At 63.3% G+C, this 24711-nt stretch carries 23 protein-coding genes; 12 read left to right on the top strand and 11 right to left on the bottom strand.

What is annotated here, in order from left to right:
- Positions 1-19: 19 nt before the first annotated feature.
- Entirely contained in the window at positions 20-1138 is a 1119-nt protein-coding gene (locus ACPPVQ_RS02130; protein ID WP_426518151.1) for a CaiB/BaiF CoA transferase family protein, read from the top strand.
- Positions 1139-1192: 54 nt separating this feature from the next.
- Positions 1193-2089, top strand: coding sequence for an HpcH/HpaI aldolase/citrate lyase family protein (locus ACPPVQ_RS02125; protein WP_426518149.1), 897 nt, complete (start codon positions 1193-1195; stop codon positions 2087-2089).
- A 61-nt stretch (positions 2090-2150) separates the two neighbouring features.
- Here the strand turns inward: ACPPVQ_RS02125 and ACPPVQ_RS02120 are convergent, their stop codons facing one another.
- A complete protein-coding gene (locus tag ACPPVQ_RS02120; protein ID WP_426521369.1) occupies positions 2151-3386 on the bottom strand; it encodes a CaiB/BaiF CoA transferase family protein in 1236 nt (411 codons plus the stop codon).
- 20 nt (positions 3387-3406) lie between these two features.
- On the opposite strand from ACPPVQ_RS02120, the gene ACPPVQ_RS02115 reads away from it, so the two are divergent.
- The gene (locus ACPPVQ_RS02115; protein ID WP_426518147.1) at positions 3407-4483 is read left to right on the top strand and encodes an SDR family NAD(P)-dependent oxidoreductase; all 1077 of its coding nucleotides are present in this window, start codon (positions 3407-3409) and stop codon (positions 4481-4483) included.
- Positions 4484-4583: 100 nt separating this feature from the next.
- On the opposite strand, the gene ACPPVQ_RS02110 is transcribed toward ACPPVQ_RS02115, so the two are convergent.
- Positions 4584-5759, bottom strand: coding sequence for a CaiB/BaiF CoA transferase family protein (locus ACPPVQ_RS02110; protein WP_426518145.1), 1176 nt, complete (start codon positions 5757-5759; stop codon positions 4584-4586).
- Between the two features lie 263 nt (positions 5760-6022).
- Positions 6023-7486, bottom strand: coding sequence for an aldehyde dehydrogenase (locus ACPPVQ_RS02105; protein WP_426518143.1), 1464 nt, complete (start codon positions 7484-7486; stop codon positions 6023-6025).
- 88 nt (positions 7487-7574) lie between these two features.
- Between ACPPVQ_RS02105 and ACPPVQ_RS02100 the strand changes: the two genes are divergently transcribed.
- Complete coding sequence (locus ACPPVQ_RS02100; protein WP_426518141.1) at positions 7575-8378, top strand: acyl-CoA thioesterase domain-containing protein; 804 nt, start codon at positions 7575-7577, stop codon at positions 8376-8378.
- Between the two features lie 40 nt (positions 8379-8418).
- Here ACPPVQ_RS02100 and ACPPVQ_RS02095 read toward each other — a convergent pair whose 3' ends face one another.
- From ACPPVQ_RS02095 to ACPPVQ_RS02070, 6 genes are all read right to left on the bottom strand, one after another.
- Complete coding sequence (locus ACPPVQ_RS02095; RefSeq protein ID WP_426518139.1) at positions 8419-9825, bottom strand: MmgE/PrpD family protein; 1407 nt, start codon at positions 9823-9825, stop codon at positions 8419-8421.
- Positions 9826-9835: 10 nt separating this feature from the next.
- On the bottom strand, positions 9836-11281 hold the full coding sequence (locus ACPPVQ_RS02090) for an aldehyde dehydrogenase (protein ID WP_426518137.1): 1446 nt from the start codon (positions 11279-11281) through the stop codon (positions 9836-9838).
- A 34-nt stretch (positions 11282-11315) separates the two neighbouring features.
- Positions 11316-12791, bottom strand: a complete 1476-nt coding sequence (locus ACPPVQ_RS02085) for an MmgE/PrpD family protein (RefSeq protein WP_426518135.1) — start codon at positions 12789-12791, stop codon at positions 11316-11318.
- Positions 12792-12838: 47 nt separating this feature from the next.
- Positions 12839-13489 (bottom strand): GntR family transcriptional regulator, encoded by a 651-nt coding sequence (locus ACPPVQ_RS02080; protein WP_426521367.1) that lies wholly within the window; start codon positions 13487-13489, stop codon positions 12839-12841.
- A gap of 94 nt (positions 13490-13583) precedes the next feature.
- Entirely contained in the window at positions 13584-14732 is a 1149-nt protein-coding gene (locus ACPPVQ_RS02075; RefSeq protein WP_426518133.1) for a CaiB/BaiF CoA transferase family protein, read from the bottom strand.
- Complete coding sequence (locus ACPPVQ_RS02070; protein WP_426518131.1) at positions 14729-15523, bottom strand: enoyl-CoA hydratase/isomerase family protein; 795 nt, start codon at positions 15521-15523, stop codon at positions 14729-14731. Before ACPPVQ_RS02070 ends, ACPPVQ_RS02075 begins: the two co-directional genes overlap by 4 nt.
- Before the next feature lie 85 nt (positions 15524-15608).
- Between ACPPVQ_RS02070 and ACPPVQ_RS02065 the strand changes: the two genes are divergently transcribed.
- From ACPPVQ_RS02065 to ACPPVQ_RS02045, 5 genes are read left to right on the top strand one after another with little or no spacing between them, the layout of a single operon-like run.
- Positions 15609-16487, top strand: a complete 879-nt coding sequence (locus ACPPVQ_RS02065) for an FAS1-like dehydratase domain-containing protein (protein ID WP_426518129.1) — start codon at positions 15609-15611, stop codon at positions 16485-16487.
- Positions 16488-16513: 26 nt separating this feature from the next.
- Positions 16514-17710 (top strand): acetyl-CoA C-acetyltransferase, encoded by a 1197-nt coding sequence (locus ACPPVQ_RS02060; RefSeq protein WP_426518127.1) that lies wholly within the window; start codon positions 16514-16516, stop codon positions 17708-17710.
- A gap of 2 nt (positions 17711-17712) precedes the next feature.
- The gene (locus tag ACPPVQ_RS02055) at positions 17713-18921 is read left to right on the top strand and encodes a CoA transferase (protein WP_426518125.1); all 1209 of its coding nucleotides are present in this window, start codon (positions 17713-17715) and stop codon (positions 18919-18921) included.
- A gap of 35 nt (positions 18922-18956) precedes the next feature.
- On the top strand, positions 18957-19700 hold the full coding sequence (gene fabG / locus ACPPVQ_RS02050; RefSeq protein ID WP_426518123.1) for a 3-oxoacyl-ACP reductase FabG: 744 nt from the start codon (positions 18957-18959) through the stop codon (positions 19698-19700).
- Positions 19672-20742 carry an MBL fold metallo-hydrolase gene (locus ACPPVQ_RS02045; RefSeq protein WP_426518121.1) on the top strand — a complete coding sequence of 357 codons (1071 nt, stop codon included), beginning with the start codon at positions 19672-19674 and terminating at the stop codon, positions 20740-20742. The genes fabG and ACPPVQ_RS02045 overlap by 29 nt, the downstream gene beginning before the upstream one ends.
- Before the next feature lie 24 nt (positions 20743-20766).
- Here ACPPVQ_RS02045 and ACPPVQ_RS02040 read toward each other — a convergent pair whose 3' ends face one another.
- Complete coding sequence (locus tag ACPPVQ_RS02040; RefSeq protein ID WP_426518119.1) at positions 20767-21609, bottom strand: hypothetical protein; 843 nt, start codon at positions 21607-21609, stop codon at positions 20767-20769.
- 579 nt (positions 21610-22188) lie between these two features.
- Here ACPPVQ_RS02040 and ACPPVQ_RS02035 point away from each other — a divergent pair.
- From ACPPVQ_RS02035 to ACPPVQ_RS02025, 3 genes are all read left to right on the top strand, one after another.
- A complete protein-coding gene (locus ACPPVQ_RS02035) occupies positions 22189-22812 on the top strand; it encodes a TetR/AcrR family transcriptional regulator (protein WP_426518117.1) in 624 nt (207 codons plus the stop codon).
- 106 nt (positions 22813-22918) lie between these two features.
- Complete coding sequence (locus ACPPVQ_RS02030; RefSeq protein WP_426518115.1) at positions 22919-23299, top strand: hypothetical protein; 381 nt, start codon at positions 22919-22921, stop codon at positions 23297-23299.
- Positions 23300-23330: 31 nt separating this feature from the next.
- On the top strand, positions 23331-23813 hold the full coding sequence (locus ACPPVQ_RS02025) for a VOC family protein (protein WP_426518113.1): 483 nt from the start codon (positions 23331-23333) through the stop codon (positions 23811-23813).
- A gap of 67 nt (positions 23814-23880) precedes the next feature.
- Here the strand turns inward: ACPPVQ_RS02025 and ACPPVQ_RS02020 are convergent, their stop codons facing one another.
- Positions 23881-24297 carry an ester cyclase gene (locus ACPPVQ_RS02020; protein ID WP_426518111.1) on the bottom strand — a complete coding sequence of 139 codons (417 nt, stop codon included), beginning with the start codon at positions 24295-24297 and terminating at the stop codon, positions 23881-23883.
- Positions 24298-24711: the final 414 nt, after the last annotated feature.

The following is a 24711-nucleotide window of genomic DNA, read 5'->3' as shown; positions in this document are numbered from 1 at the left end:
GCGCGAAACGGAGTGCACTATGGCCGGTCCTCTGGCGGGCATCCGAGTTCTTGTGCTGGCTGGCATGGGGCCCGTCCCGTATCTCGCAATGCTGCTGGCTGACTATGGCGCCGATGTCGTAACCGTTGAGCGTCCCTCCCACCGCTCGGGCCGCGAGCTGACCCAGACCCGGGACCTGAGCAGGGCACAGGATGTTGTTCGGCGCGGCATCAGCTTCGTCGAGCTCGACTTGAAATCCGAGGAGGGCAGAGAAATCGTTCTCGACCTGTCTTCGCGAGCCGATGTCTTCATGGAAGGGTTTCGGCCCGGCGTGGCGGAACGGCTCGGGCTCGGTCCCGAGGCGATCCTCGAACTCACTCCGCGCGTCGTTTATGCGCGGGTGACCGGATACGGTCAGAGCGGTCCCCGGTCGAACGACGCCGGACACGACATCAACTACGTGGCTCAATCGGGCGCCCTTCACGCCATGGCACGCGCTGGGGAGCGGCCCCGCCCGCCGATCAACCTTCTCGGTGACTACGCCGCGGGAGGTGCGCTCGGTGGCTTCGGCATCGTGAGCGCACTGCTTTCTGCGGCGCGCACCGGCCGGGGGCAGGTCGTCGACGTCGCCATGGTCGATGGCGTGGCGTTGCTCACCGCGAAGCTCCAGGGGCTGCGTGCGGCCGGGCTCTACTCCGATGAGCCGGGAACGAACTTCCTCGACTCAGGTGCGCCCTTCTACGACACCTATCGTTGCGCCGACGGCGGCTACATTGCCGTCGGCGCCATCGAGCCCGACTTCTATCACGAGTTCATCTCGCGGCTGGACGTCGACACCGCAGGTTGGCCCCGTCAGAGCGATCAACGCACCTGGCCGCAGTTACGCGAGCTGATAGCGGCCGCCGTATCGCAGAAGAGCCGAGACGAGTGGGCCTCAGTGTTTGAGAACACTGATGCATGTGTGACCCCCGTACTTTCGTTCGACGAGGCGGCCGAGGATGCGCATAACAGGGCGCGCGGAATCTACAGGTCGATCGACGGGGTCGTGCATCCTGCACCGGCGCCCCGATTCAGCGCGACTCCAGCGCGGCCCCCATCGACTCCGTCTGATCGCGCACCCGCTTTCGAAGACGTCGTCAGACGATGGGCGAAGCCGTGAACTCCCACCAGTCCGATCTACCCACCCTCTGACAATTCCATCGAAGGAGAAGCAATGAAACCGTATCGATCAATGCTGTTCGTGCCCGGCCACAAGCCGTCCTGGGCAGACAAGGGGCTTGCCTCTGGAGCGGACGCACTGATCCTCGACCTGGAGGACTCCGTACCTGGAGACGACAAGGACGGGGCCCGGCCGATCGTCGCAGAGACCATCGACCGGCTCCACCAGGACAAGGTCCGCGCCGACATCTGGGTGCGGCCCAATGCGGAAGTGACCGGCGTCCAAGGGCTGGACCTCGAGGCGGTCGTGCGCCCCGGACTTGCCGGATTGTTCCTCCCCAAAGTCTTCGACGCCGACGAGATCAAGCGCATCGACGCCGTCGTCACCCATATCGAGCGTCGTGACGGGCTGAAGCCCGGCGGAGTCGAGCTGATCGTCAGCTACGAGACGGCGGTGTCGATGGCTCATTGTGAGGAGATCGCGTGCGCAAGTCCCCGTATCGCGAGCCTGCTCGGCGCGACGGGGCCCAGCGCAGACGTGGGACGCGAGCTCGGATTCGAGTTCACAGCGCGCGGCCTCGAGTCCCTCTACCTGCGCAGTCGAATCGTCCTCGCAGCCCGCGCTGCCGGCCTGCACCATCCGGTAGCCGGGGTCTGGCAAGACATTCGCGACCTCGAGGGGGCGCGCCAGTTCACGCTGGATCAGAAACAGCTCGGCTACCGCGGGCTCGTCTGCATCCATCCGTCGCACATCGCTATCGCGAACGAGGTCTTCACCCCGACTCCCGAGGACGTCGACCTCTCCCGACGGGTGATCGAAGCGTTCCATCGCGCGGAAGCTGCCGGCAGCGCGGCGGTCGAGTTCGAGGGACAGCACATCGATCTCGCACACGCCAAGACGGCGCAGGGGATCATCGACCTCGCCGAGGCCATTTCATCGCACGCGGCCTGACAGGTGCAGCGCTGAGTGCTCGTCGCTGACCGACCGTACAGTCGCAATGCTGTGCGGTCGGTCAGGTCGTGCCGGCCTCCCGAAGCGCGCTGATTCGCTCGGGCGAAAAGCTGAGGAAATCGCGAAGGACGTCAGCGGTATGCGCTCCGAGTGGTGGAGCAGGCCGTCTCAATCCGGCTGTTCCGCGCGAGAAGACGATCGGCAGTCCAGGCCCGAGCAGTCCGCCGACGTCGTTGATGACCGGATGCTCCAATGGGACGATCTCGTCTCTGGCAAGCACCTCGGGATCGCGAATCGCCTCATGGGGCCCGCGCACGACTTCTGAAGGAACGCCGTTCTCAGCCAGGATCGCGAGCGCGCCAGAGAGCTCCTGCTCTGCCGCCCATCCTGCAACGATGGCATGCAGACGTGTCGAGTTCGCCACCCTGGCATCCCTGGTCGCAAAATCCCTGTCGTGTGCCAGTTCGGGTCGCCCGATCGCGGCGAGCACACCTCCAGCCTGTTGATCCGTCGGAGCACAGATAGAGATCCATCCGCCTTTGGTCTGGAATGTTCCGAAGGGCGCGAGCCGCGGAAGGTGGTCCCCGGTGCGAGTCGGCATCCCGAGCCGGTCCATTGCATCGAGTCCCTCAGCCGCGACCAATGAAGTCAACGCACCGAGCATGGATACATCCACATGCTGCCCCTCCCCGGCGCGGTCGGCGTGCTGCATCGCGGCGAGTGCTCCAATGACACCGAACAGGGGCGCAGTCAAATCGGCGATGGGGATACCAACCCTGATCGGTCCATCGCTTTCGCTGCCCGAAGTGAACATGATGCCACTCAGACCTTGGATGACCGTATCCATCGCCTTCCGGCCGGGATCTGAACCCTCTCCGAACCCGCTGATCGAGACATAGACAAGTCGCGGATTCACCTCGGCAATGGTCGAATAATCAACGCCGAGTCGTTCGGCCACGCCGGCGCTGAAATTCTGCACGAGAACGTCCGCGCGTCGCACGAGGTCGAACAAGACCTCACGCCCCGCTGCCGACTTGAGATCGAGCGTGACGCTCTCCTTGCCGCGCCCGCGGATCATCATCGACACCGACATATCGTCGGCATTGCTGCTGTGGAGTCTGAGCCCTTCAGAGGTGAGGTATGGCGCATTCTTACGCGCCATGTCTCCCGTCCCGGGCTGCTCGACCTTGATCACGCGCGCGCCGAGTCCAGCCAGTATCAGGGTCGCGTATGGGCCGGCAAGCGCGACCGTGAGGTCGATGACGACCTTCCCGCTCAGGGGACCGTTGCCGTTCACTTCGTCAGCACGCAGACTCAATGCTCTGTTCGAGCGCACGTTGCCCGGCGATTCTTACCAAGTCAGCGATCTCCTTCGTACCCATCAAGCCCCTGAGGCGCAAGGCCTCGGTACTATATATACTGGACTCTATATTATTAGACTGGAGTGCGATGGAGCCTCTCGGCCCATCGACATTCGCTCAACGAAGGCGAGTAGAGATGTTGCGTTTTGATGGAAAGGTAGCGCTGGTGACAGGCGCCGGCCGAGGCCTGGGGCGCTCTCACGCGTTGCTTCTCGCCTCACGAGGTGCCGCAGTCGTCGTGAACGATCTCGGCGGGAAGACCTCCGGCTCCGGCTCGAGCCGCGAGCCCGCGGAGGCTGTTGCAGCGGAGATCCGCGCTGCCGGGGGTCGCGCTGTGGCAGATTTCAACGATGTGACGACGGATGCCGAATCCCTCGTGAAGACAGCGATCGATGAGTTTGGCCGCCTCGACATCGTCGTCAACAGCGCGGGCATCAACCTGCTTTCGCCGTACGGGCCGTCGGTGATGGAGCAAATCAAGCTGCAGATGAACGTGAACTTCTTCGGCTCCGCTGCCGTCATCGCCGCCGCGTGGCCCTACCTCGTCGAAAGCGGTGCCGGCCGCATCGTGAATACGGCATCGCCAACCCTTGTCGGCTTCGACAGCCAGACCGCATATGTCGCTTCGAAGGGCGCAGTCTTCGCCTTCACGCGCACACTTGCGATCGAGGCCGACCGCGTGGGCATCAAGGTCAACGCCATAGCGCCGACCGCTTACACCCGTATGGCCGAAGAGGCCGATCTCCCACGTTCTCTTAAGGACACACTGAAGGCGAGCATGACGACCGAGATGGTGTCGCCGATGGTTGCGTTCTTCGCGCACGAGGACTGCCCGGTCACGGGTGAGACGTGGCTCTCACAGGGTGGTCTGATGCAGCGCTTCGGCCTGGGCCTGAACGAGGGCTACGCCAACCCGGAAGCGACGCCCGAAGACGTGCAAGCCAACTGGGAGAAGATCTTCGACAGGTCGACGGACGAGCCGATCGACATTGTCACCAAGGCGGGCAGCATCGTCGACCTCCTCGAGAGCTGAGCTAAGGCCTCCTCGAGAGCTGACTCACAGGATGGGCGATCCCCGATGACCGGGGATCGCCCATCCTTTTGCTGAGAGTTGCTTCGTATGGCGGACTGGACTAGAGCTCGTCGGCGAAGACGACACCCCGGGCGATCAGATCCTCCACCTGCTCGGACGGGAGAACCTCGCCCAGCACTGCGCGGGTATCCGCACCCACCCTGGGGGCCCGTCCCCGGCGATCAGGCCGCTGCCCGTCGAAGATCCACGGCGGTCGCACCAGTTCGAGGCCGTCCTCCTCGCGCTGAACCAGCCCGAGATGAGCGACCTGCTCGTTCGCCGTGAAGTCAGTGATCGACAGCACTGGGGCAAACGGAACATCCTCGCGGCTGAGAACCTGTTCCCAGTGGCTATAGGCTCGCGTGGCAAATGCGTCGCTGATCAGGGGCACGAGTTCAAAGTAGTTGGCCTCACGGGGGCGGTACTCCGCAAATCGTGAGTCTTCGGCCAAGTCGGGTCGTTCGAGGGCGCGGCAGAGCGCCTGCCAGAACTTCTGCGACGACGACAGATGAATGGCCAGGTACTGCCCATCTGACGCTTTGATGCAGAAGTTCTGCGCCTGCGGATGCCGGCTCGTGCGCGTCGGCGCCTCGCCGAGCTCGAACGATTGAGTGATTGCGTCGGTCGTGAGCACGCTCACTGCCTCGAGGATGGAGGTCTCCAGCTGTTGCGGCTCACCAGTCCGGAGACGACCGACGAGGGCTGCCAGCACCCCCGTGGCGGTGGTCAGGCCCGTGAGGAGATCGGCGCTGAGGCCGCCAGCCAATTGGGGTTGCCCCTTCTCTCCCCAGAGCGAATACAGGCCGCCGTAAGCATGGCCGATCGTGTCATACGCCGGACGGTTCGCCAGCGGGCCGGTCGTGCCGAAGCCGCTCACCGAGCCATAGATGATGTCGGGCCGCAAGGCCCGGCACTCTTCGGCTCCGAGGCCCATCGCAGCGAGTTTTCCCGGCCGCAGGTTCTCAAGCACGACGTCGTAGTGCGGAACGAGGGCTTTTACGACTTCGACCCCCTCCGGCGACTTGAGGTCTACCGACAGGCTCAGCTTGCCCGTGTTGTACTGGCGAAAGTAAGGACTTTTGTCGTTCATGTGCCGGCGGAAGTCGTCGCCCGTCTCCGGCTTTTCAACTTTGACGACTTCAGCACCCAGGGCACACAGCAGTGATGTCCCCAGTGGCAACGAAATGTATCCGCCGATCTCGAGGATCCGGATGCCTTCTAATGGTCTGTGCTGCATTCTCGCCCCGTCATCGTGAGCGCGCTCCCGCTCAGGGACCGTCCGCCCGAACTCCACTGTTCGCCAACCTGCGACCTCACCGAGCTGATTCCGTGTGGCCTATAAACAATATAATACATGAAAATGCACGTCGACCTGACGCTGCCGTACGCGCCCAATACCGAATGAATGGCCGCTGGTAGAGGAACAGTACCCCAAGCCGATGGGGGCTGCGGTGCGATGAAATGTCGCACCCAGCCCCCATCTCGGGTTCGGCGTCGGACTCAGCCGGCGAGTTCCAGATCACGAGGCAAGCCGACGGTCTTGAGTTCGACGTACGCATCGAATCCTTCTGGCCCCGCCTCTCGCCCGAACCCGCTCGACTTGAAGCCGCCGATCGGGGCGGTGAAGCCCACCGGGCTGCCATTCACCTCGACTGTGCCGGTGCGGATTCGCGAGGCGAGCTGAACGCCGTGCGCCGGATCTGCAGTGAAGATGGATCCGTTGAGTCCGTAGACAGAGTCATTCGCGATACGAATCGCGTCGTCTTCGTCGTCATAGGCGATCACCGTGACAACTGGGCCGAAGATCTCCTCCTGGGCGATCTTCATTCCAGACTCGACCTCGGTGAAGATCGTCGGCTCCACGAACCAGCCGTTGGTCAGCCCAGCGGGACGACCGCCCCCGCGCACGACCTTGGCACCCTCTGCACGACCGGACTGAATGTAGCCCTCCACACGATCACGCTGGCGCGCGCTGACCATCGGCCCGATCTGTGTCGCAGGATCCTTGGGGTCGCCAACCGGCATCGTGTCCACCATTGCCGTGAAGGCGTCGATGAACTCCGCCTGGCGAGACCGCGGAACCACCAGTCGCGTCTTGAGGCTGCAGACCTGTCCGCTGTTACGGAACGACCCGATTCGCAGTGATTCGGCAACCGCGCCGAAGTCAGCGTCCTCCAGGATCACCGCCGCCGATTTGCCTCCCAGCTCAAGGGTGACACGCTTCATCAACGGGGTGCACAGCTCTGCGACACGACGACCTGCAGCTGTCGATCCGGTGAAGGCCACCTTGTCCACTCCGGCGTGTGTCACCAAGTATTCACTGACCTCGCGACCCGCCGGCACGATGTTCACAACCCCGTCTGGAAGGCCGGCCTGTTTCATGAGTTCCGCCAGCAGATTCGAGTCGAGTGGAGTCTCTGGCGCGGGCTTGAGGACTGCAGTCGACCCGGCCAGCAGTGCTGGCGTGAGCTTCATCAGCGCGATCACCATGGGGTTATTCCACGGAATGACGGCAGCGACCACTCCGACCGGCTCGCGCAAGACCAATGCTCGACCCGTCGTCGACTCCCGCACGGTGCGCCACGGGTAGTCCTTCGACATCGCGAGGAAGTTGTCGACGAGCAGCTTGGGGGTGGTCGCCTGCATGCCCAGGGACAGCGTGATCGGGCATCCCATCTCATCGGTCACGAGATCGGCGATCTCGTTGCGATGCTCGCCGATCAGTGCGCTGAGTCGCTCGAACACTGCGGAACGATCCTCGAGACTCATTCGCGGCCACGGCCCATTGTCGAACGCAGAGCGCGCCGCAGCCACGGCTCGGTCGATGTCCGCTTCCGAGCCGGAGGGCACCTCCGCAAACGCCCGTTCGGTGTTCGGATTGACGATTTCGATTCGTTCGCTGCCGGTAGGCTTCACCCACTGTCCCCCGATGAAGAGGCGTTCACTGCTGCGTTCCCAGACCACTTTGTCCGTCCTTTCGGCAGTCAATCGACGACTGCATACGACATCGTAATCTTATCGAATATATGATGCAGTAATCAATGAAGAGGTGATGACGGTGCTCGCGGAGTTCTTCACGATTCACGACGATGTGCTCGACCCGCAGCCGGCCGCATTCAGCGGGTGGGATCCCACCATGATGCGCGGGCCCGCCGTCACGGGCGCGCTCGCTCGTGCAGCGGAGCATGCCGTATCCGACGACGCGTTGCGCCCCGCGCACGCGACGTTCGAGCTGTTCCGACCTGCTCGCATGGTGCCGACCATGACCGATGTTGCCGTGGTCCGCCGCGGACGCCGACTCTGCCTTGTCGACGCATACCTGCTGCAAGCCGACCAGCAGGTCGCGCGGGCGCACATCACCTTCGTCGCCGCGACTGACGAACCGACCGGCCGACTCTGGCACTCACAGGGTCCGATCATCCCGCCAGATTCACGCGCCCAGTCGGACGCGGAGGGTCGGCTCTACCGCAGCGATGACGGCTGGACTCGCTCCGCTGCGGAGCACGTGAACTCAGCTCACAAATTCGTCTGGCAGCGACATCGCACCATGGTGCGCGGGGAAGAGCCCACACCATTCCAGTCGCTTGCGTCCGCAGCCGACTTGACCAGCCTGGTCGTGCACTGGGGCTCGCATGGCATCGAATTCATCAATGCCAACGTCTCGATGGCGTTCTCCCGGCTGCCCGAGGGACCGGGAATCGGGCTGAGCGCCATCCAATTCGACTCCGACGCGGGAATCTCTGCGGGAAGCGCCACTTTGTTCGACGAACGCGGATCGTTCGGTTCGTCGTCTGTCACAGGACTTGCGAACACTTCGCGAGCCGTGAAAGTCGAGGCGCGGGCCAGGCTCGAGTGAAACGCTGCCGTCTCTCATCCGGCTGGTGGAGTCCTACTCATCATGCCTGGAGGAGGGAGGCGAACCGCCCAACCGTTTGATCAGGGTCCAGCGTCTTGATCGCGACCAGGAGGGCGGCGCTTCCGTCCGCGCCGAGCGGCGCCAGGGTCAGGTCTCTGTACTTCTCATCGAGTTGCTCCTGGCTGACAGGTTTGTCTGCAGTTCCACCCGGCCCGTCAACGAACACGTGCTCGATGCCACCGGTCGCGTGATGGACCTCGATATCGGCTACCCACTTGCCCGGGTACCGTTCATCGAGTTCTGGGGCGGGCACGATGATGGTCTTCTCGGCGAGGACAGCCACATCGCTTCCTGGGCCGATGTCGAGCATGCCGTCGAAATAGCGGTGATGGGTAGTGAATCCGTTGCCGTATCCCGCCAGCGCCAGGGAGAATTGAAACGGCAGGCTGTACTGGAGATGGTCCAGCGTCTTCGGGGCGTAGGCATTCTCGTTGCGGTTTCCGACGACCACATCGTTGCCAGGCTGAATTCGCAACACCACCGATTCGATGTCGTCCGTGCGACCGTGAAGCTCCTGTGCGCCGTCGATATAGGCGTGATTGAGAAAACAGCAACAATACGACTTGAAACAAACGTTCATGATCTCGAACGTCCTGTCGAGACCGAACAATTCGGCGGCAGAGGCCGGGATGGTCTGCTGAATGAAAGTCGACGCCCAGCCCTTCGACCCCGTCAGGAAGCCTGGCGGACCGGTGATCCCTGCGGCGGCCATCGTGGCTGAATTGATCCCGTTTCGCGATCCGATCCCGGAGTGCAATCGCTTCACTGAGCCACCGCCAGAGGTGTATTCCGTGGTGCCAGAAGCATGACTCATCGCGATCGATAGCGCATTGAGCGTCTGCTCGAAACTCAGTCCTCGCATCTTCGCGGCAACGGCGGCTGCGCCGAAGTTGGAAAGCTGTGCGTGCGGGTGGTACCCCCGCTTGAGCATCTCGGGGCCGATGAGGATACCGATTCGCGCATAGACCTCATAGCCCGCCACAAGTCCGGTGATGACTTCCCGCATGCTCACTTCGAGCTCCTCGCCCAATGCGATGGCCGCCGAAACGACACAACTCCCGGGATGCGAATAGCTTGCCTCATGCGCGTCGTCGTATTCGAAGCTGTGGCCGTACGTTGCATTCACGAAGGCGGCGTCGGCCGCGCTGAAGGTGTCGAATCCGGCCATCGTTATGTGCGAACGCCCCGGTGCGTGAGATGCGCGCGTCAGATTGAGAACCGCCTGGTTCCACGGCAATGGGACACAGCCCACCTGCAGCGCGAGCTGGTCCTCGAGCAACCGACGCACACTGCCGAGGGCTTCAGCCGATATGTTCTCGTAGGTCAGGTCCACGACCAGTCGGGCAATAGCCTCTTCGACGGATGGGTATGAGTCCGACTGAGTCATTCGGCGGCCGTCATCTCGCGCGGTAGATCGTCTGATATTCGAGGTATGCGTCTGCCGCGTTCGGACCCATCTCTCGGCCGATCCCACTCTTCTTGAAGCCGCCGAACGGCGCCTCCATCGGCATCGCCGAGGTGTTGACCCCGATGCTTCCTGCTTCAATTCGCCGCGCCACCGCAGTTGCGCGCTCGCGGTCGGTGGAGAACACGCCTCCGCTCAGTCCGTATTCGGAGTCGTTGGCGATGGCGACGGCCTCGTCGACGGTCTCGTACGGCATGATCGTCAGGACCGGACCGAAGATCTCCTCCTGGTTGACGCGCATGTCGTTCGTCACGTCGCGCAGCAGGGTCGGCGAAACGTAGTAGCCCCGATCCAGACCCTCCGGCCGCTCGGCCCCGCCGATGACGAGTTTGGCACCCTCGTCGAGGCCGATTCTGATGTAGGAGGTCACGCGCTCATACTGCGTCGCGTTCACAAGCGGTCCGAAGAGAGTGGTGGTCTGAGTGGGGTCTCCGATGGTCGCTGACGACAGAGCGTCGGCGATGAACGAAACGATCTCCTCGTATCGTGCCGCCGGAGCGAGAATGCGGGTGAGCGCCCGGCAGACCTGGCCCGACTGGGGAAGACACGCGCCGAAGATCCAGGGACGGAATGCCTCGAGATCGACATCGTCGAGCAAGATGCCCGCTGACTTTCCGCCAAGCTCGAGCGTTACGCGCTTGAATTGGCGCGCACATTCCTCACCGATCGCCACACCGGCACGCGTGGATCCCGTGAAGGCGACCTTTCGTACCCCGCGATGAGCGACCAGAGCAGCCCCGGTCTCACGGCCACCGGTGACGAGGTTGACCACTCCGTCGGGGATTCCCGCAGCTGCAACCGCCTCCAGGAGTACGTACGCGTCCAGCGACGTCTCGGCGGCCGGTTTAATCACGACGGTACATCCCGCGAGAAGCGCAGGCGCGAGCTTCCGACCCACGAGGGCCTGGGGCCCGTTCCACGGCGCGATAATGGCGACCACCCCTATCGGCAGACGACGCACCAGCGCGTCTCCCCCCGCTGTCGTGATCAATTCCTCCGGGATCACGCGATCTGCCAGCGACGCGAAATATCGATACTCGCGTGGAACAGCGCTGTGGTGGGCGCGCGTCACATTAATAGGGGTGCCGTTCTGCAGCGTGACGAGCTGGGAGAGCTCTTCGGCGCGTTCTTCGAGCGCATCGGCAAGCTTGAGCAGGTACTGTGCACGCTCCGCGGGCGCGAGTGCGGCCCATCCGTCGGCTGCCGTCCCTGCGGCTCGCACGGCTACATCGACGTCGACCTCATCGCCATCGACGATCGAACCGATCGGCTCCTCCGTCGCCGGATTGACGAGCGGGATCCGGGCCGTGGAGTGCGCCGCCTGCAGCCTCCCGCCGATGTACAGGTCAGTCGGATTGTGTGTGTTCTCGTCAGTCAAGGAAACTCCCGGGTTGCGATGAGCGAAATCGAAGCTATGAGCGCGCGACGGCATGGGGCTGGGCGATTCGGAGAAGCTCAGAGACGTCGTCGACGTCTTCGAGGTGGAAGACCGAGTCGATCAAGGCATCGCCGTCAGCGTCTGCCAGCACTCCCTCGACGTTGTGGCGGAACTTCGCGATCAACTCGTCGTCGGTCATATAACTCCACGCCTCTGCCGAAGGACTTCCCTTCGGATAGTTCCGCTCGCCAGACCAGACCTGACCACGCGCGCGCACCTCGACTCGCGAACGGCGCGATGCCGGGTCGGCCGCAAGCGCCGCCGCGTGGTCCGGGTGCGGATGAAATGCCGATCGCGCCATCAGCGCGAGTACTGCTGGGTTGTGCACCGCATCGTCCGTCAGCCAGTCGCGCCCAGGCGCAACCCGGCTCGCTGCCATCGCCAGGCCGTGAGTCATGCTGAACTCGGCATCCCGAGCGTCGCGAATCGTTTCGTTGGTCCAGGTGGGCTGCATCACGAAGCTCTCGCCCCATGCGTCGATGGATTCGATCTCGTCGGGCCGCAGATCGTTGTCCTCGACGATGTCGATGAGCTCGTCGAAGATGGCGTGCATCACTCGGCAGTGGGGGTACGGCTTGAACGACTGGTACGGGGTGAACCGCCAGGCAGTTCCCAGCTCGTCAGTGATCGGGGCCGGCTCCCAACGCTTGGTTCCGATGAACTGCGGAAAACCGTACTCTCGATCGTCGAGGATCTGACAGTCTCCGGAATGGCCCAATTCCGCAAGATTGGCTGCTGTGACTGCCGAGAGCGCCATGCCTCCGGCGAGCTGGTATTTGATCGACGTCGCGGGCGCGTGCATCATCCACGCTCGCTGCGTGTTCGTCGGCATTGTCGATCCCATGATGCCCAGCGCGTCAGCCATGGTGTCTGCGGACAGTTGCTTGACGATTCCGACGGCCGCGGCGCCGCCGAACAGCGTGCTGCTGTATCCGATGACCATCGGGATCGTCACCACGCCGTCCTTGATGTCCCGGAGGTAGTCCGTCGCTTTGCCGATTCGGAACGACATCTCGTGGGACACCGCAATCGCCTTGAGCAGACGTGATCCCGGTGCGTGAAGAGCTTCTGCAGTTGCCAACGCACCGGGGAGCACATACGGGGTCACGTGACCCGGGGGGAGTACTGCATCCTGATCAAGCGCGTTGATCAGCTCCGCGTTGGCGAAGGCGGCGGCGGGAGCACTGGTCCGAACTCCTGTTCCGATGATCGACGCATCGCCGGCGCTACCGCCAAGTGTCTGCGCATAGGAAATCGCGCGTTCTGCGCCAGCCTCCCCCACCGACGCGACCGCGCATCCGAAAGAGTCCAGAAGAATGCGCTTGGACTCTCTTACAACTTCCGGCGGCAGCGATTCCGCAGTAGTGGACGTTGCGAATTCGGCCAACTTTTCGACAATTGTAGGCACCCGATGCTCCTTTGCCCGTGGTGAACGTCGCTCAAACGACAACTCCTACATTATATAACATTTGCGGTCGACTGAACGACGCGGGCCTTCTAGGCGCGCACCTGTCGGCGCTCGAAGTATTCAGCCAGCGTTTCGCCCGAATTCCGGATATGTTCGGCCATCGCGGCCCGCCCCGCCTCGGCGTCCCTGCGTCGCAGAGCCTCCATGATCCTCGTGTGATCGGCCACAGTGATCTCTGGCCAACCGTCGATCTCTGAGTAGAAGGCACTCGGCACGTACTTCACGAAGTTTCCCAGCGCCCAACGGAGCCGTTCAGAGCCGGCAAGAAGGTAGAGGTCGCGGTGGAACTCGTGGTTCAGGTTCTCCAGCATCTCGTTCTGGCCGCCTGCTGCCGCCACGAGCAGTTGCGAATGGATATTCTCCAACCCGCGCACCTGCTCCTCATTCGCACGCACCGTGGCGCGTGCGACGAGTTCGCCGGCGATCAGCGCATGTGCTTCGAAGATGTCGCGGATGTCGTCGGCCACCAGCGGAGCAACCGTGAAACCACGTCGCGGTACCAGCTCGAGGAAGCCTTCGACTCTGAGGGCGTGGAGCGCTTCGCGTACGGGTGTCGCAGACACATCGAGGGCGTCGCCAACGGCCTCGGCCTTCACCGAATCACCTGGCGCGAACTGCCCGGCCATGATCGATTGGCGAAGATATGCGGCGACCTCGTCACTCAGCTGTCGTCTTCGCATCACGCCTGCCTCCCCGAACACCGCGGCGGCTCCTGCCGACGGTTAATGGATTATATTATCCATTTTCGTCGCCAATGTGCCGACGACCGCATGGTCAGATTTCGTTGCGGATGCGTTCAGTGTCCTCGCCCAGACCCGGAACGCGGGACGACGATGACGATCCCCAGCTGCCGCCGACGAAGGGCGCCTTCAGCGCGGGCACCTCGAAACCGTTCACCAGGGACGTGTGCCAGCGACCTCGCTCCGAGAGCTGAGGATGGCGTGAGAGCTCCGTCACCGAGTTCAGTCGCGCATTGCCGAGTTGCGCCGCATCCGCTTCGTCCTGGACTTCGGCGAGAGTGCGTAGCGACGTCCATTCGGCAATGTGGGAGTCAAGCTCGCGGCGATGGTCGATCCGAGACGCATTGTCAGCGAAGCGAGGATCGTCGCGGAATTCGGGGTCCCCCATGAGATCACCGGCGAGCTTGATCCATTCGCGATCCGACGTCGCGCCGAGCACCACGGTCTGCCCGTCCGCCGTCCGATACGCACCATATGGCGCAATGAGGGGCGTTCCCATCGGGACGGGATCGGGCTGGATGCCGGTATGTATCACCTGGTTGAGAGCAAATCCTGTTGTCTCCGCGGCAACGTCGAACATGGCAAGCGGAATGAACGTTCCCTCTCCCGACCGTTCCCTGGCATAGAGCGCGGTTGTGATCGACGCGAACGCGTACAACGCTGTGCCGATGTCAACGCTCGGAACGCCAGGCTTCACGGGGAACCCGGGAGCACCCGTCAGTGAACAGATCCCGCCTTCCGCCTGCACGAGCAGGTCGTAGGCACGCCGGTGCGAGATCGGGCCGCCTTCCCCGAATCCGGAGATATGGACCACGATCAGTCGAGGACGATCGTCGCGCAGCCGTTCCGGCGGAAACCCGAGCCGTTCCAATGCCCCAGGCGCCATGTTCGTGAGGAACACGTCTGCGCGATCCAACAGACCTGTGAACGTCGCACGGTCCGCGTCGTCCCTCAGATCGAGCACCACGGATTCTTTGCCACGGTTGAGCCACACGAAATGGGAAGACATGCCGTGCACGTTCTTGTCGTATGTGCGCGTCGAGTCCCCCATTGGCGACTCGATCTTGATGACCCTTGCGCCCAGTTCCGCGAGATGACGCGTGGCCAGGGGTCCCGAGATCGCCTGTTCGATCGAAACGACGGTTACACCAGCGAGCGGTCCGCCCGATCCCGTCCCGTTCATTGAAAGTTGGGCGAGCGCTTCTCGCGGTGCGAGGCCACGCCCTCCACCACGTCGGGACCACTGAAACCGAGGAACTCGTGCGCCAGCGACGCGTCGAGCAGCGGGAAGTTCTGCCGGTACCAGTTATTCAACGCGTACTTGGTGGCAGCGATCGCCGAGCGAGAACCACCGGCGACACGCTCAGCGATCGCCCGGGCCGTCTGCTGGACCTGGTCGTCGTCGACGCACACCGAAACCATGCCGATGCGCTCGGCCTCTTCTCCTCGGAGGATCTCATTTGTCAGCAGGTAGTACTTGACTTTCGCCATCGAGGTGAGCATCGGCCAGGCGAGCGCAGCATGGTCGCCGGCGGCGACTCCCAGGCGCACGTGGCCATCGACGATCTTCGCGTTACGTCCGGCGACCGTGATGTCGGCCAACGCGACCGTCACGAGCCCTGCGCCGGAGGCGGGACCGTTCACCGCAGCAATAACCGGCACTGGGCATTCGATGAGGTTTCGGACGAGCTCGCGCGCCTCACGCATGACGCGCTGTCGCGCCTCCCACGTCGCAGTGATTTCTTCGACGACATCGAAGCTTCCCCCGGACGAGTAGGCCTGCTCACCCTCTCCGCGAATCAATACGGCGCGCACGCGATCGTCGGCGGCGACATCCAGCCAGATCTGCACGAGTTCCCGATGGGCATCCGCTCCGATCGCATGGAGACCCGGGCCGACAAGCTGGATCGTGACGATCCCCTGGTCGTCGGGACCGATCACATCCAACGCGTTGTACTTCTCGTAACCGGCCACTACGAACCCTTCGCTCAGAGATGACTACAGACAATATTGTATAAGATTGTATAAGGTTGTGGTGATGCCGAAGGAGATGACACGAATGACAGGGGCTCCCGCCGCAGACTACGGCACATGGGTCGGACGGACCGAGGTTGTGGATGATGTCGCCTCTCGGTCATCCGTCGCACAACTGGCCGCCCTGCTCGATCGGCCGATCGCAGCAGAGCACCTCGACGCCACTCCCCTCTTCCCGACCGGGCATTGGATGCAGTTCACACCGACGGCCGCCGAGAGCGAACTCGGCGCCGACGGGCATCCGCGTCTTGGTGGCTTCATGCCGCCGCTGGACCTGCCCCGTCGAATGTGGGCTGGCAGCACCATCGAGTACCACGCGCCGATTATGCCCGGCCAGCGGCTGCGCAAGACGTCGACGATCGAATCGATCACTCCCAAGACTGGCTCCTCAGGACGACTCTGCTTCGTGGTGCTTCGCCACGACATCGATGCAGGCGGCCGACCAGCGATCACCGAACGACAGACGGTCGTCTATCGTGAGCCCGTCGAACGCGCCACCGCGATGCCGACCGGCCCCCAGCCGCCGCGCGAAGCCACTGACGCGCCTGACGGCTGGGACTGGACGAGCACGGCGACCCCCGACGAGATCATTCTCTTTCGATTCTCGGCGCTCACGTTCAATTCGCACCGCATCCACTACGACCTGCCGTATGCCAGCGATGTCGAAGGCTACCCCGGTCTGGTCGTGCACGGACCGCTGTCCGCGACCATGCTCGTCTCCTCGTTTCTCGACCGCCGCCCTGGCGCCACGATCACGCATTTCGAATTCACAGCGCGTACACCCGTTTTCGCCCGCGAGCGCCTGCACATCGTCGGGCGGAGCGATGGCCAGAATGCCGAGGAACTCGCCGTCATCGCGCCCGAGGGGCAGACCGCCGTGGCCGCCCGTATTCGCTACCACTGAAATCAGTACCTGATCAGGAGAAACCCATGAGCAGAGCCGCCATCATCGCACCCGTGCGCACCGCCGTCGGCGTGTTCGGCAAGACTCTTCGCCCGGTGCCCGTGGAAGACCTGGGCGCCGCCGTCGTGAATGAGGTCATCGCCCGATCGGGCATCGAGACCGATGCCATTGAAGACGTGGTCTTCGCCCAGTCGTATGCGAACAGCGAAACCCCGTGCGTCGGACGGTGGGTGGCGCTCAAAGCCGGCCTGCCGATCCACACCGCCGGCATGCAGCTGGACCGCCGATGCGGTGGCGGTCTGCAAGCGATCGCAACCGCCGCCATGATGGTGCAGACGGGTGCTGCCGACGTCGTCATCGCCGGCGGCGTGGAAAGTATGAGCAACATCGAGTACTACAGCACCGACATGAGGTGGGGTTCCCGTTCAGGAAACGTCACGACGTACGACCGCCTCGATCGGGGTCGTGAGCGCTCCCAGCCCGTAGAACGTTTCGGTTACATCTCCGGGATGATCGAGACTGCCGAGAACGTGGCAAAGCGCTACGGAATCACTCGCGAGGAGGCGGATGCGTTCGCTGCGCGCAGCCACCAGCGTGCCGCAGCGGCCTGGGAACGCGGTGCCTTCAGCGAGGAGGTCGTGCCGGTACATGTACCTCAGCGCAAGGGTGATCCGATCGTCTTTGACCACGACGAGGGCGTGCGCCCTGAGACGACCGTCGAAACTCTCGCGGGGCTCCGCCCGCTCATGAAAGACGGAGTGACTACAGCGGGCAACGCCAGTCAGCAGAATGACGCCGCGGCAGCATGCCTCGTCGTCGCTGAGGACAAACTCGACCAGTACGGTCTCGAGCCGATCGCCTTCCTTGAGGCGTGGACAGCCGTCGGGTGCGAGCCGGCAGAGATGGGTCTCGGTCCAGTTCCCGCAGTCGAGAAACTGTTTCGCCGGTCCGGCCGATCCTGGAGCGACATCGACCTCGTCGAACTCAACGAGGCGTTCGCCGCACAGGCTCTGGGGGTGCTTCGAGGCTGGGACTTCGAGAACACGGACATTCTGAACGTGAACGGATCCGGAATCTCGCTCGGGCATCCCGTGGGCGCGACCGGCGCGCGCATCATGACCAGCCTCGTTCACGAACTGCATCGACGTGGCGGAGGCATCGGGCTGGAGACCATGTGCATCGGCGGAGGCCAAGGAATGGCCGCGCTGTTCGAGGTGGTGTGAGGATGTCCGAAAGCGCTCGGCCCGCGCCGCTCAGCGGGGTGCGCGTCATTGAGATCTCCGCATTCGTGGCCGCCCCGCTCGGTGGGATGACCCTCGCCCAGCTCGGGGCTGACGTCATTCGTATCGACCCGATCGGCGGCAACATCGACTACACCCGATGGCCGGTCACCGACGCAGGGCGCAGCATCTACTGGGCGAGCCTGAACAAGGGCAAGCGCTCGGTGACGCTCGATCTGAAGAGTCCGCTCGGGCAGGCAATCGCAACCGAACTCATCGCTTCCGCCGGCATCCTCATCACTAATCTTCCAGCACGTGGCTGGCTCAGCTATGACAACCTCGTCCGGCATCGGCCGGACCTCATCATGCTGCGACTGAGTGGAACCTACGACGGTGGGGCCGCGGTCGACTATACGGTCAACGCGGCCAGCGGATTCCCGAGCATCACCGGTTTCGACGAGCGCCCTGTCAACCACGCCCTACCGGCATGGGACGTCACCGCCGGACTGTACATCGCCAACGGCGTGTTGGCCGCCGAGCTTGAGCGCCGCGCATCCGGTGCAGGTCAGGAGGTGAACGTGGCATTGTCCGACGTCATGCTCGCGACCGTCGGCAACCTCGGTTACATCGCCGAGGTGCAGACAAACGGCTCCACGCGCGGGCCCCTCGGAAATGGTCTCTATGGAGCCTATGGGCAGAGCTTTCGCACATCCGACGACCGCGAGATAATGGTCGCCGTCATCTCGAACCGGCACTGGAAATCACTCGGCGAGGCGACGGGACTGACTGAGAAACTCGCCATGATCGGGTCCCTCCTCGACGTCGATCTGAGCACCGAAGGCGGTCGCTACCACGCACGCGACGCGATCGATGCTGTACTGCGCCCCTGGTTCGCGACCCAATCCGCGGCCGACGCCGCCACACGCCTGGCAACGGCCGGCGTACTGCAGGGCACGTTCCAGACGTTCGAAGAGCTCGTCCGCACTGACCCGCAGTGCTCGACCGCCAACCCGATGATGACCGAGATCGACCAGCCCGGAGTGGGGCGAGTGCTCGCTCCGCGCATCCCGCTCACCTTCGACGGATCGCCGACTGCTGACGCGCAGGCCGCGCCAATTCTCGGCGCGAACACCGACGATGTCCTTCGGTCGGTGCTCGGGACGACGATGGAGCAGCTCGCTGATCTCCGCGCTCGCGGCATCCTCGCCGCCTGACCACCCCACTCCACCTCGTACCCAAGGAGACACTCATGGCATTGCTTGATGGGCGCACCGCCGTCGTGACCGGCTCGGCCCAGGGGATCGGCTTTGCGATCGCCCGAGCCTTCGCCGCAGAAGGCGCCGCCGTCGTCATCGCCGACCTCAACGGCGCCGCTGCTGCAGAAGCGGCGGAACGCCTCGGCATCGGCTCCCGCGCAATCGGGGTGAGCACGAATGTCGCCGACGGCGAAGCGGTCGCGCGCCTCGCGGATACGGCGAAACGCGTCTTCGGAGCGATCGATGTGTGGGTCAACAACGCTGGCGTCACCCGCGACGCCACCATGCGCAAGATGACCGAAGAGATGTTCGACCAGGTGATCGCTGTTCATCTCCGAGGCACCTGGCTTGGCACTCGCGCTGCCTCGGACGTGATGCGCGAACAGGAGCGCGGCGGGTCGATCGTCAACATCTCGTCGATTTCCGGCAAGGTCGGTCTTCTCGGTCAGACGAACTACAGCGCTGCCAAGGCCGGAATCGTCGGGCTCACGAAAGCTGCCGCCAAGGAGGTCGGATTCGCGAACGTTCGCGTGAACGCGGTGATGCCGGGTCTCATCCGCACGCCCATGACCGAGGACATGCGCGAGGACATCAAAGAGGCGCGGCTCAAAGAGATCGCACTTGGCCGGATGGGCGAAGCGGAAGAGGTCGCACAGGCCGTGACCTTTCTTGCCAGCGACATGTCCAGCTACGTCACCGGTGCTGTCCTTGAAGTCACCGGCGGCAGACATATGTGACGAGCGAATATGGCAGGACGTCGTCCTGCTTCGCATGATCACAGAGGGACCAACAAGGCAGGGAAGACGAAAGATGCGCGCTGAGACAGACAGGCCCGAAGCACTCAAGGAGTTGGCCGATGGCGTCTGGTCCATTGCGCTTGAGCTCCCCGATCCGTACAACCCTTACTCGTTCTGCTACGTGATACAAGGTGACGACGAGCTGCTGCTGATCGATCCCGGCCTCGACACGGAGGCGAATTGGCGCACCCTTGTCGATTCGCTCGGGTGGCTCGGGCTGTCTGTCGACCAGGTCGGTTGGGTTTTCAGCACCCACCTGCATGATGACCATCGGGGCATGGCTCATCGCATGCACGAGGTGAGCGGTGCCGCCGTCATGGGTCTCGGCCGCGAAATCGACGCGCTTCAATCACTCGCTCAAGCGGGATGGCAGCATACGCCTATGGACGACTGGGGAATCCCCGAAGACGACCGGCAAGAGATCGACAGGGTCTTGTCCTTCCGCCCGCCGCTGCGTCCCTGGCCGGTCGACCTGCGCCTGAACGACGGTGACCGCCTGCCGCTCGCCGGCCGCGATCTGCATGCAGCGTGGACTCCGGGTCACACACCAGGACACGCCTGCGTGGTGGACCGGAGCGATCGGCTCTTGTTCACCGGCGATCATGTGCTTCCGGTGATCTTTCCGGGGCTCGGGCTGGGCGGCGAGACGGACACGAGCCCGATCGCGGACTATCTCACATCGCTCGAGCGGGTGCGTGAGTTCGACGGATTCTCGATCGCACCGGGTCATGAGCACCATTTCACTGAACTCGCCCCGCGTCTGGATCAACTCGGGAAGCACCACCTCCGACGCGCCCGCGAGACATCCGAAGTGTTGCGCGAGCATCCCACTGCAACGGTCTACGAGGTCGCTTCGCAGCTCAGCTGGACGGCGGGATGGGAGAATCTACGCGGGTTCAATCTCTTCTCTGCACTCAACCAGGCCAGGCTGCATCGTGAATTCGTGCTTTCAGGTGGATTGGACATCGCTTCGAACGGTTAAGGCGCTGGCCCCACGGCCGACGAGTCATTCCGCACGGGCAGCAGCGATCACGACGGAGTGACCGCTGGCCGCTTTGAGCTCGAGCGGCAGGGACAGGTTGCCGGTGAGAGAACCGTCTTCCTCGATCGCGTAACGGCGTAGCACGGTGCGAGTACCGCGACGTGATCCGTCGTTGCCGAATACCCAGAGTGCGTTGCCGGACGGTGATACGGCAGCGGCCTCAGGCTTTGCGTCGCCGAAGTCGACTTGCGCGAATTCCCGAAGACTTCCGTCTTCTTGCACCTCGTAGCAGCTGAAGAAGGTGCTTCCGAGGTTGGGAACATACACGTGGCGCGAGTCGGGCGTGATCGCACTCACGTGAGGCCATCGCCCAGAGGGGAACGGCGAGCCGGGAACCTCACTCAGCGATCCGTCCTCGGCCACTCTGTACCCGCTCACCGAGTGGGCCATCTCGTTGCTCACGTAAACGAACCGACCGTCACGGGTCACAGTGGGATTGAGCGGCGACTTTCCGGTCGCGATCCGCTGGGCGACATGGTCGACTGTCCCGTCGGGTGCGATCGGTAGCCGCAGTACCTCGCCGCGGAGGTAGCTCGCGAGGTAAAGCTGCTTTCCGTCGGCCGAGACGCGAGCGGTACTGAGGCTGTCTTTGCGCTCTCCGAGCGGGATCGGCGATCCTACGAGGTCGAGGACGCCCTCGTCGCTGAGGGTGAAGTTCTGGATCGCGGCATTCCGCAGGTAGCCGAGGGTGATGTAACCATGACGGCTGTCCGGGGCGAATGTGAGATCGATCGGCCCGCGCGGGAGCGCCCGCGCCGGGCTCGACGAGATCAGGTGTCCCTTGCTACCGATGCGGTATGCATACATACGCTTGGGACGAATGCTGGCGACGACAAGGAATTGGCCGTCTGGCGTCGCGCGCATTGGCCATGACCAGCGTCCCGACGCCGCGTAGCCGGAGATCGGCCGCACCTCGCCAGTGTCACTCGCGGTGAATCCGTCAATCCCGTTGCTGAGAAAGCCCCTGGGGTAAACGAAATACTCCGACTGCGTTTGAGACGCCATCGTCTCTCCACTCTTGTTCACGAGCACGCGCGCTTCGGCGCAAGGTCGTGGCTGACGGAAGTCGATCCGACCCCGCTCCTGATCGAGAGCCTGGCTCTCTTTGTCGCATTATCACGCTTAGAACTTTATATATTATGCATATTCGCATCCCAGACAACAAGCGCAGCGTAAGCCGTGGCTCAGCCGGCGAGGTCACGCATCCCAGCTTGACGATCAGCCTTGCTAAAGCCAGGTCGCACATACTATATTTCATATGAACCTCGATCGAGCGATCAAGGTTCATGCCCATGCGGCCCATGGCCGTGCATCAGATGACGGATCAACGAGGATCCACACGAGGACCTGCTCCCCGGCGTGACCTCGGCTTTGGAGCACCCGAACGTGGACACCGCCTCGACCGAAGACACGCGTCGCCATCGCGTTCGCGGTCCCTATGCCACAGGAAAGGCGAAGCGCGAGGCGATCATCGACGGCGCTATCGAGGTGTTCTCGGAAACCGGTTACACCGCCGGTTCGCTCCGAGCCATCGCCGAAAAGGCCGGCATCAGCCAACCGAGCATCTTCCACTACTTCGCCGACAAGGCGGAACTGTTTCTCGCGGTTCTGGAACGTCGCGACAAGTGGGCGCAGGAGGTGGCGTTCGGTGACGGCGAAAGTGGTCTGCTGCGCGGGATCATTCGACTCGCTGAGGCCCTGGAGACGATGCCTGGCACCGTTCAGCTCTACGTGATCGTCGCCAGTGAGGCTACTGCGCTCGACCACCCCGCGCACGAACGCTTCCGCGAAGATCGCGAGCGATATCGGCAGGCGGTGACGGCCTGCCTCGACCGGCTTGCAGCGGACGGCCTCTATCTCGGAGCTGCGCCGACCGCTCAGGCTGCGGCCTCGATTATCGCGCTACTGGATGGCATCCAGATGCAGTGGCTGCTTGACCACGACTCGGTCGGCATCGCAGCGACAATGCGCTCGTTCATCGGCACCCTCGTCCACCTCGACGAGATCTGAACCCGCACCACCTGACAGACAACTGAATATCGCCCGTCCTTCACGAAATGCATTATGCGTGAAACGTAATCCACCACATGTAATACCCGAATAGAAGGAGTCAATGATGACATACACGAACGAAGAACTCGCCCAGCGCTGGCTGCACGCACTCGAAAACGTCGAGGAGTTCCGAGAGCTCTGCATCCCGGACGCCAGGGTCTGGCACTCGAACGACAACATCTGGGTGAGCCTCGACCTCGCAATCGAGAATGTGCACAAGGCCGGCGGCCTGCCGCCGTTGGAGAACCCGAGGTACACGGTCACCGAGAAGGGCTTCCTGGTGCAGTTCTCGATCGATCTGGCCGGACTCAGGATCAACGACACGATCATCGTGCAGACCGAGAACGGTCTGGCCCACACGGTGGAGGAGTACATCGGCATCGAGACCGATCTCGCCGCCGCGATCGGCGCGCACGCAGCCGCACAAGCCGCCGCTCAGGCCTGACCCTCACCCACGAACTACGAAGGAGCAACGAATGGCTTCAAGCATCTACGCATCGCGCATTGTCGTGAGTGACGTCGACCGATCGATCGCCTTCTACACGACGGTGTTCGGTCTCACGCTGACCCAACGGGCGAAGTTCCTCGACCCTGACATCCGCGAGGCGATCCTCGTCGACGGAGCCGGCGCTTCGTTCGTTGTCATGGCGGGCGAGTCTCAGCCTGTGCACTCCGGTCAGCCCACCCATGCCGCACTCGTGGTCTTCACGGACGACATCGACAAGACTGTGGCCAGTGCCAAGGCTGCCGGCGGCGAACTCGTTTTCGAGCCCATCTCGCTCGGCCCCGCCAGCGTCACCATGGTCGCCGACCCGGACGGCTACCTGATCGAGGTGGCCTCGATGTCCGGGGATGTCGACCTCTCGGCGCTCGAGGTGCCGCGCGACGAGAACGGGAATGTCGTCGAGGTCCAACAGGCGCACCCGGTGGCGCACATCCATGACCGCGTCCTGAAGTAGACGCTCGGTCGAGAAAAAGGGCGGATCCTCCTCGGAGGATCCGCCCTTTGGTGTTCCGCGTTCGGAATCAGCCGAGAAGACCGAGCTGCGTCAGGAACGAGTGATTGTCGTAATACACGCGGTGCTCAACGACCTTGCCGCCGCGAAGCACGAACGCGTCAACCATGGTGAACGTGACGGCCCGACCCGTCGGAGGCACCTCGCCGTCAGGAGTAGCGAGCGGCCCGTCGTGCGTACCGGTGAAGACCTGTTCGACGGCGACCGCCTCGCCGTCGCCATAGATCTGGCGAGGGGTGAGCTTGATGTCGGGGAAGGCAGTGGTGAAGACGCCCAGCACACCCTTCAGCGAATCCAGTCCGCTGAATGATGATCCGGGCAACTCGACGGCGACATCGTCGGCGAAGATGCTGCCGAAAAGATCGAAGTCGCGCTCGTGCAGTCCGCGATTGTGGGTGTCGACGATCGCCTGTGCGGAAAGGGCCATGGGTTTCTCCTTTGAAGACTCAGTCCTATGTTTTGAATATCATATATGCGCCGAGGGATTTTGCGCAGCCTCTCGTATCTCTCTAACTGCGACAGCGTCTCGTCAATCGGTGAACTCTAAGACGCCCTTACCCGCATCCTGTTTGTCGAACCAGGCATAGGCCGCTTCGGCCTCGTCGATCGTCCAACTGTGGGAAACAGGTCATCCACTGCCTCCCGAGTTGCAGATCGCTGCCGGAAGCGCGGATCCGCAAGCTGACTTCACCAGGACCGGGCCGAGGATCCGCGAAGTCACGGAGCACAACAGTGCCGTCTCCCGGAAACACGCTTCCGGGACTCCCCTGTCCCATCACTGCCTGGGGCGCGATTCCAGAAGCGGCAGAGAGGCCCCGAATAAGGCTGGATGCCATCGACA

It is taken from the genome of Leifsonia sp. McL0618, assembly GCF_049994905.1.
GTDB lineage: Bacteria > Actinomycetota > Actinomycetes > Actinomycetales > Microbacteriaceae > Diaminobutyricibacter.
Note: the sequence above shows the minus strand (reverse complement) of the source record. Positions and strands in the feature narration are given on the sequence as shown.

Excerpts from the sequence above, each read along its gene's own strand:
- ACPPVQ_RS02025 (WP_426518113.1), top strand. The coding sequence starts at position 23,331 with ATGGCTTCAAGCATCTACGCATCGCGCATTGTCGTGAGTGACGTCGAC.
- ACPPVQ_RS02020 (WP_426518111.1), bottom strand. The coding sequence starts at position 24,297 with ATGGCCCTTTCCGCACAGGCGATCGTCGACACCCACAATCGCGGACTG.
- ACPPVQ_RS02060 (WP_426518127.1), top strand. The coding sequence starts at position 16,514 with ATGAGCAGAGCCGCCATCATCGCACCCGTGCGCACCGCCGTCGGCGTG.
- fabG (WP_426518123.1), top strand. The coding sequence starts at position 18,957 with ATGGCATTGCTTGATGGGCGCACCGCCGTCGTGACCGGCTCGGCCCAG.
- ACPPVQ_RS02065 (WP_426518129.1), top strand. The coding sequence starts at position 15,609 with ATGACAGGGGCTCCCGCCGCAGACTACGGCACATGGGTCGGACGGACC.
- ACPPVQ_RS02080 (WP_426521367.1), bottom strand. The coding sequence starts at position 13,489 with ATGCGAAGACGACAGCTGAGTGACGAGGTCGCCGCATATCTTCGCCAA.
- ACPPVQ_RS02100 (WP_426518141.1), top strand. The coding sequence starts at position 7,575 with ATGACGGTGCTCGCGGAGTTCTTCACGATTCACGACGATGTGCTCGAC.
- ACPPVQ_RS02110 (WP_426518145.1), bottom strand. The coding sequence starts at position 5,759 with ATGCAGCACAGACCATTAGAAGGCATCCGGATCCTCGAGATCGGCGGA.
- ACPPVQ_RS02030 (WP_426518115.1), top strand. The coding sequence starts at position 22,919 with ATGACATACACGAACGAAGAACTCGCCCAGCGCTGGCTGCACGCACTC.
- ACPPVQ_RS02055 (WP_426518125.1), top strand. The coding sequence starts at position 17,713 with ATGTCCGAAAGCGCTCGGCCCGCGCCGCTCAGCGGGGTGCGCGTCATT.
- ACPPVQ_RS02040 (WP_426518119.1), bottom strand. The coding sequence starts at position 21,609 with ATGTATGCATACCGCATCGGTAGCAAGGGACACCTGATCTCGTCGAGC.
- ACPPVQ_RS02095 (WP_426518139.1), bottom strand. The coding sequence starts at position 9,825 with ATGACTCAGTCGGACTCATACCCATCCGTCGAAGAGGCTATTGCCCGA.
- ACPPVQ_RS02075 (WP_426518133.1), bottom strand. The coding sequence starts at position 14,732 with ATGAACGGGACGGGATCGGGCGGACCGCTCGCTGGTGTAACCGTCGTT.
- ACPPVQ_RS02125 (WP_426518149.1), top strand. The coding sequence starts at position 1,193 with ATGAAACCGTATCGATCAATGCTGTTCGTGCCCGGCCACAAGCCGTCC.
- ACPPVQ_RS02130 (WP_426518151.1), top strand. The coding sequence starts at position 20 with ATGGCCGGTCCTCTGGCGGGCATCCGAGTTCTTGTGCTGGCTGGCATG.
- ACPPVQ_RS02115 (WP_426518147.1), top strand. The coding sequence starts at position 3,407 with ATGCTCTGTTCGAGCGCACGTTGCCCGGCGATTCTTACCAAGTCAGCG.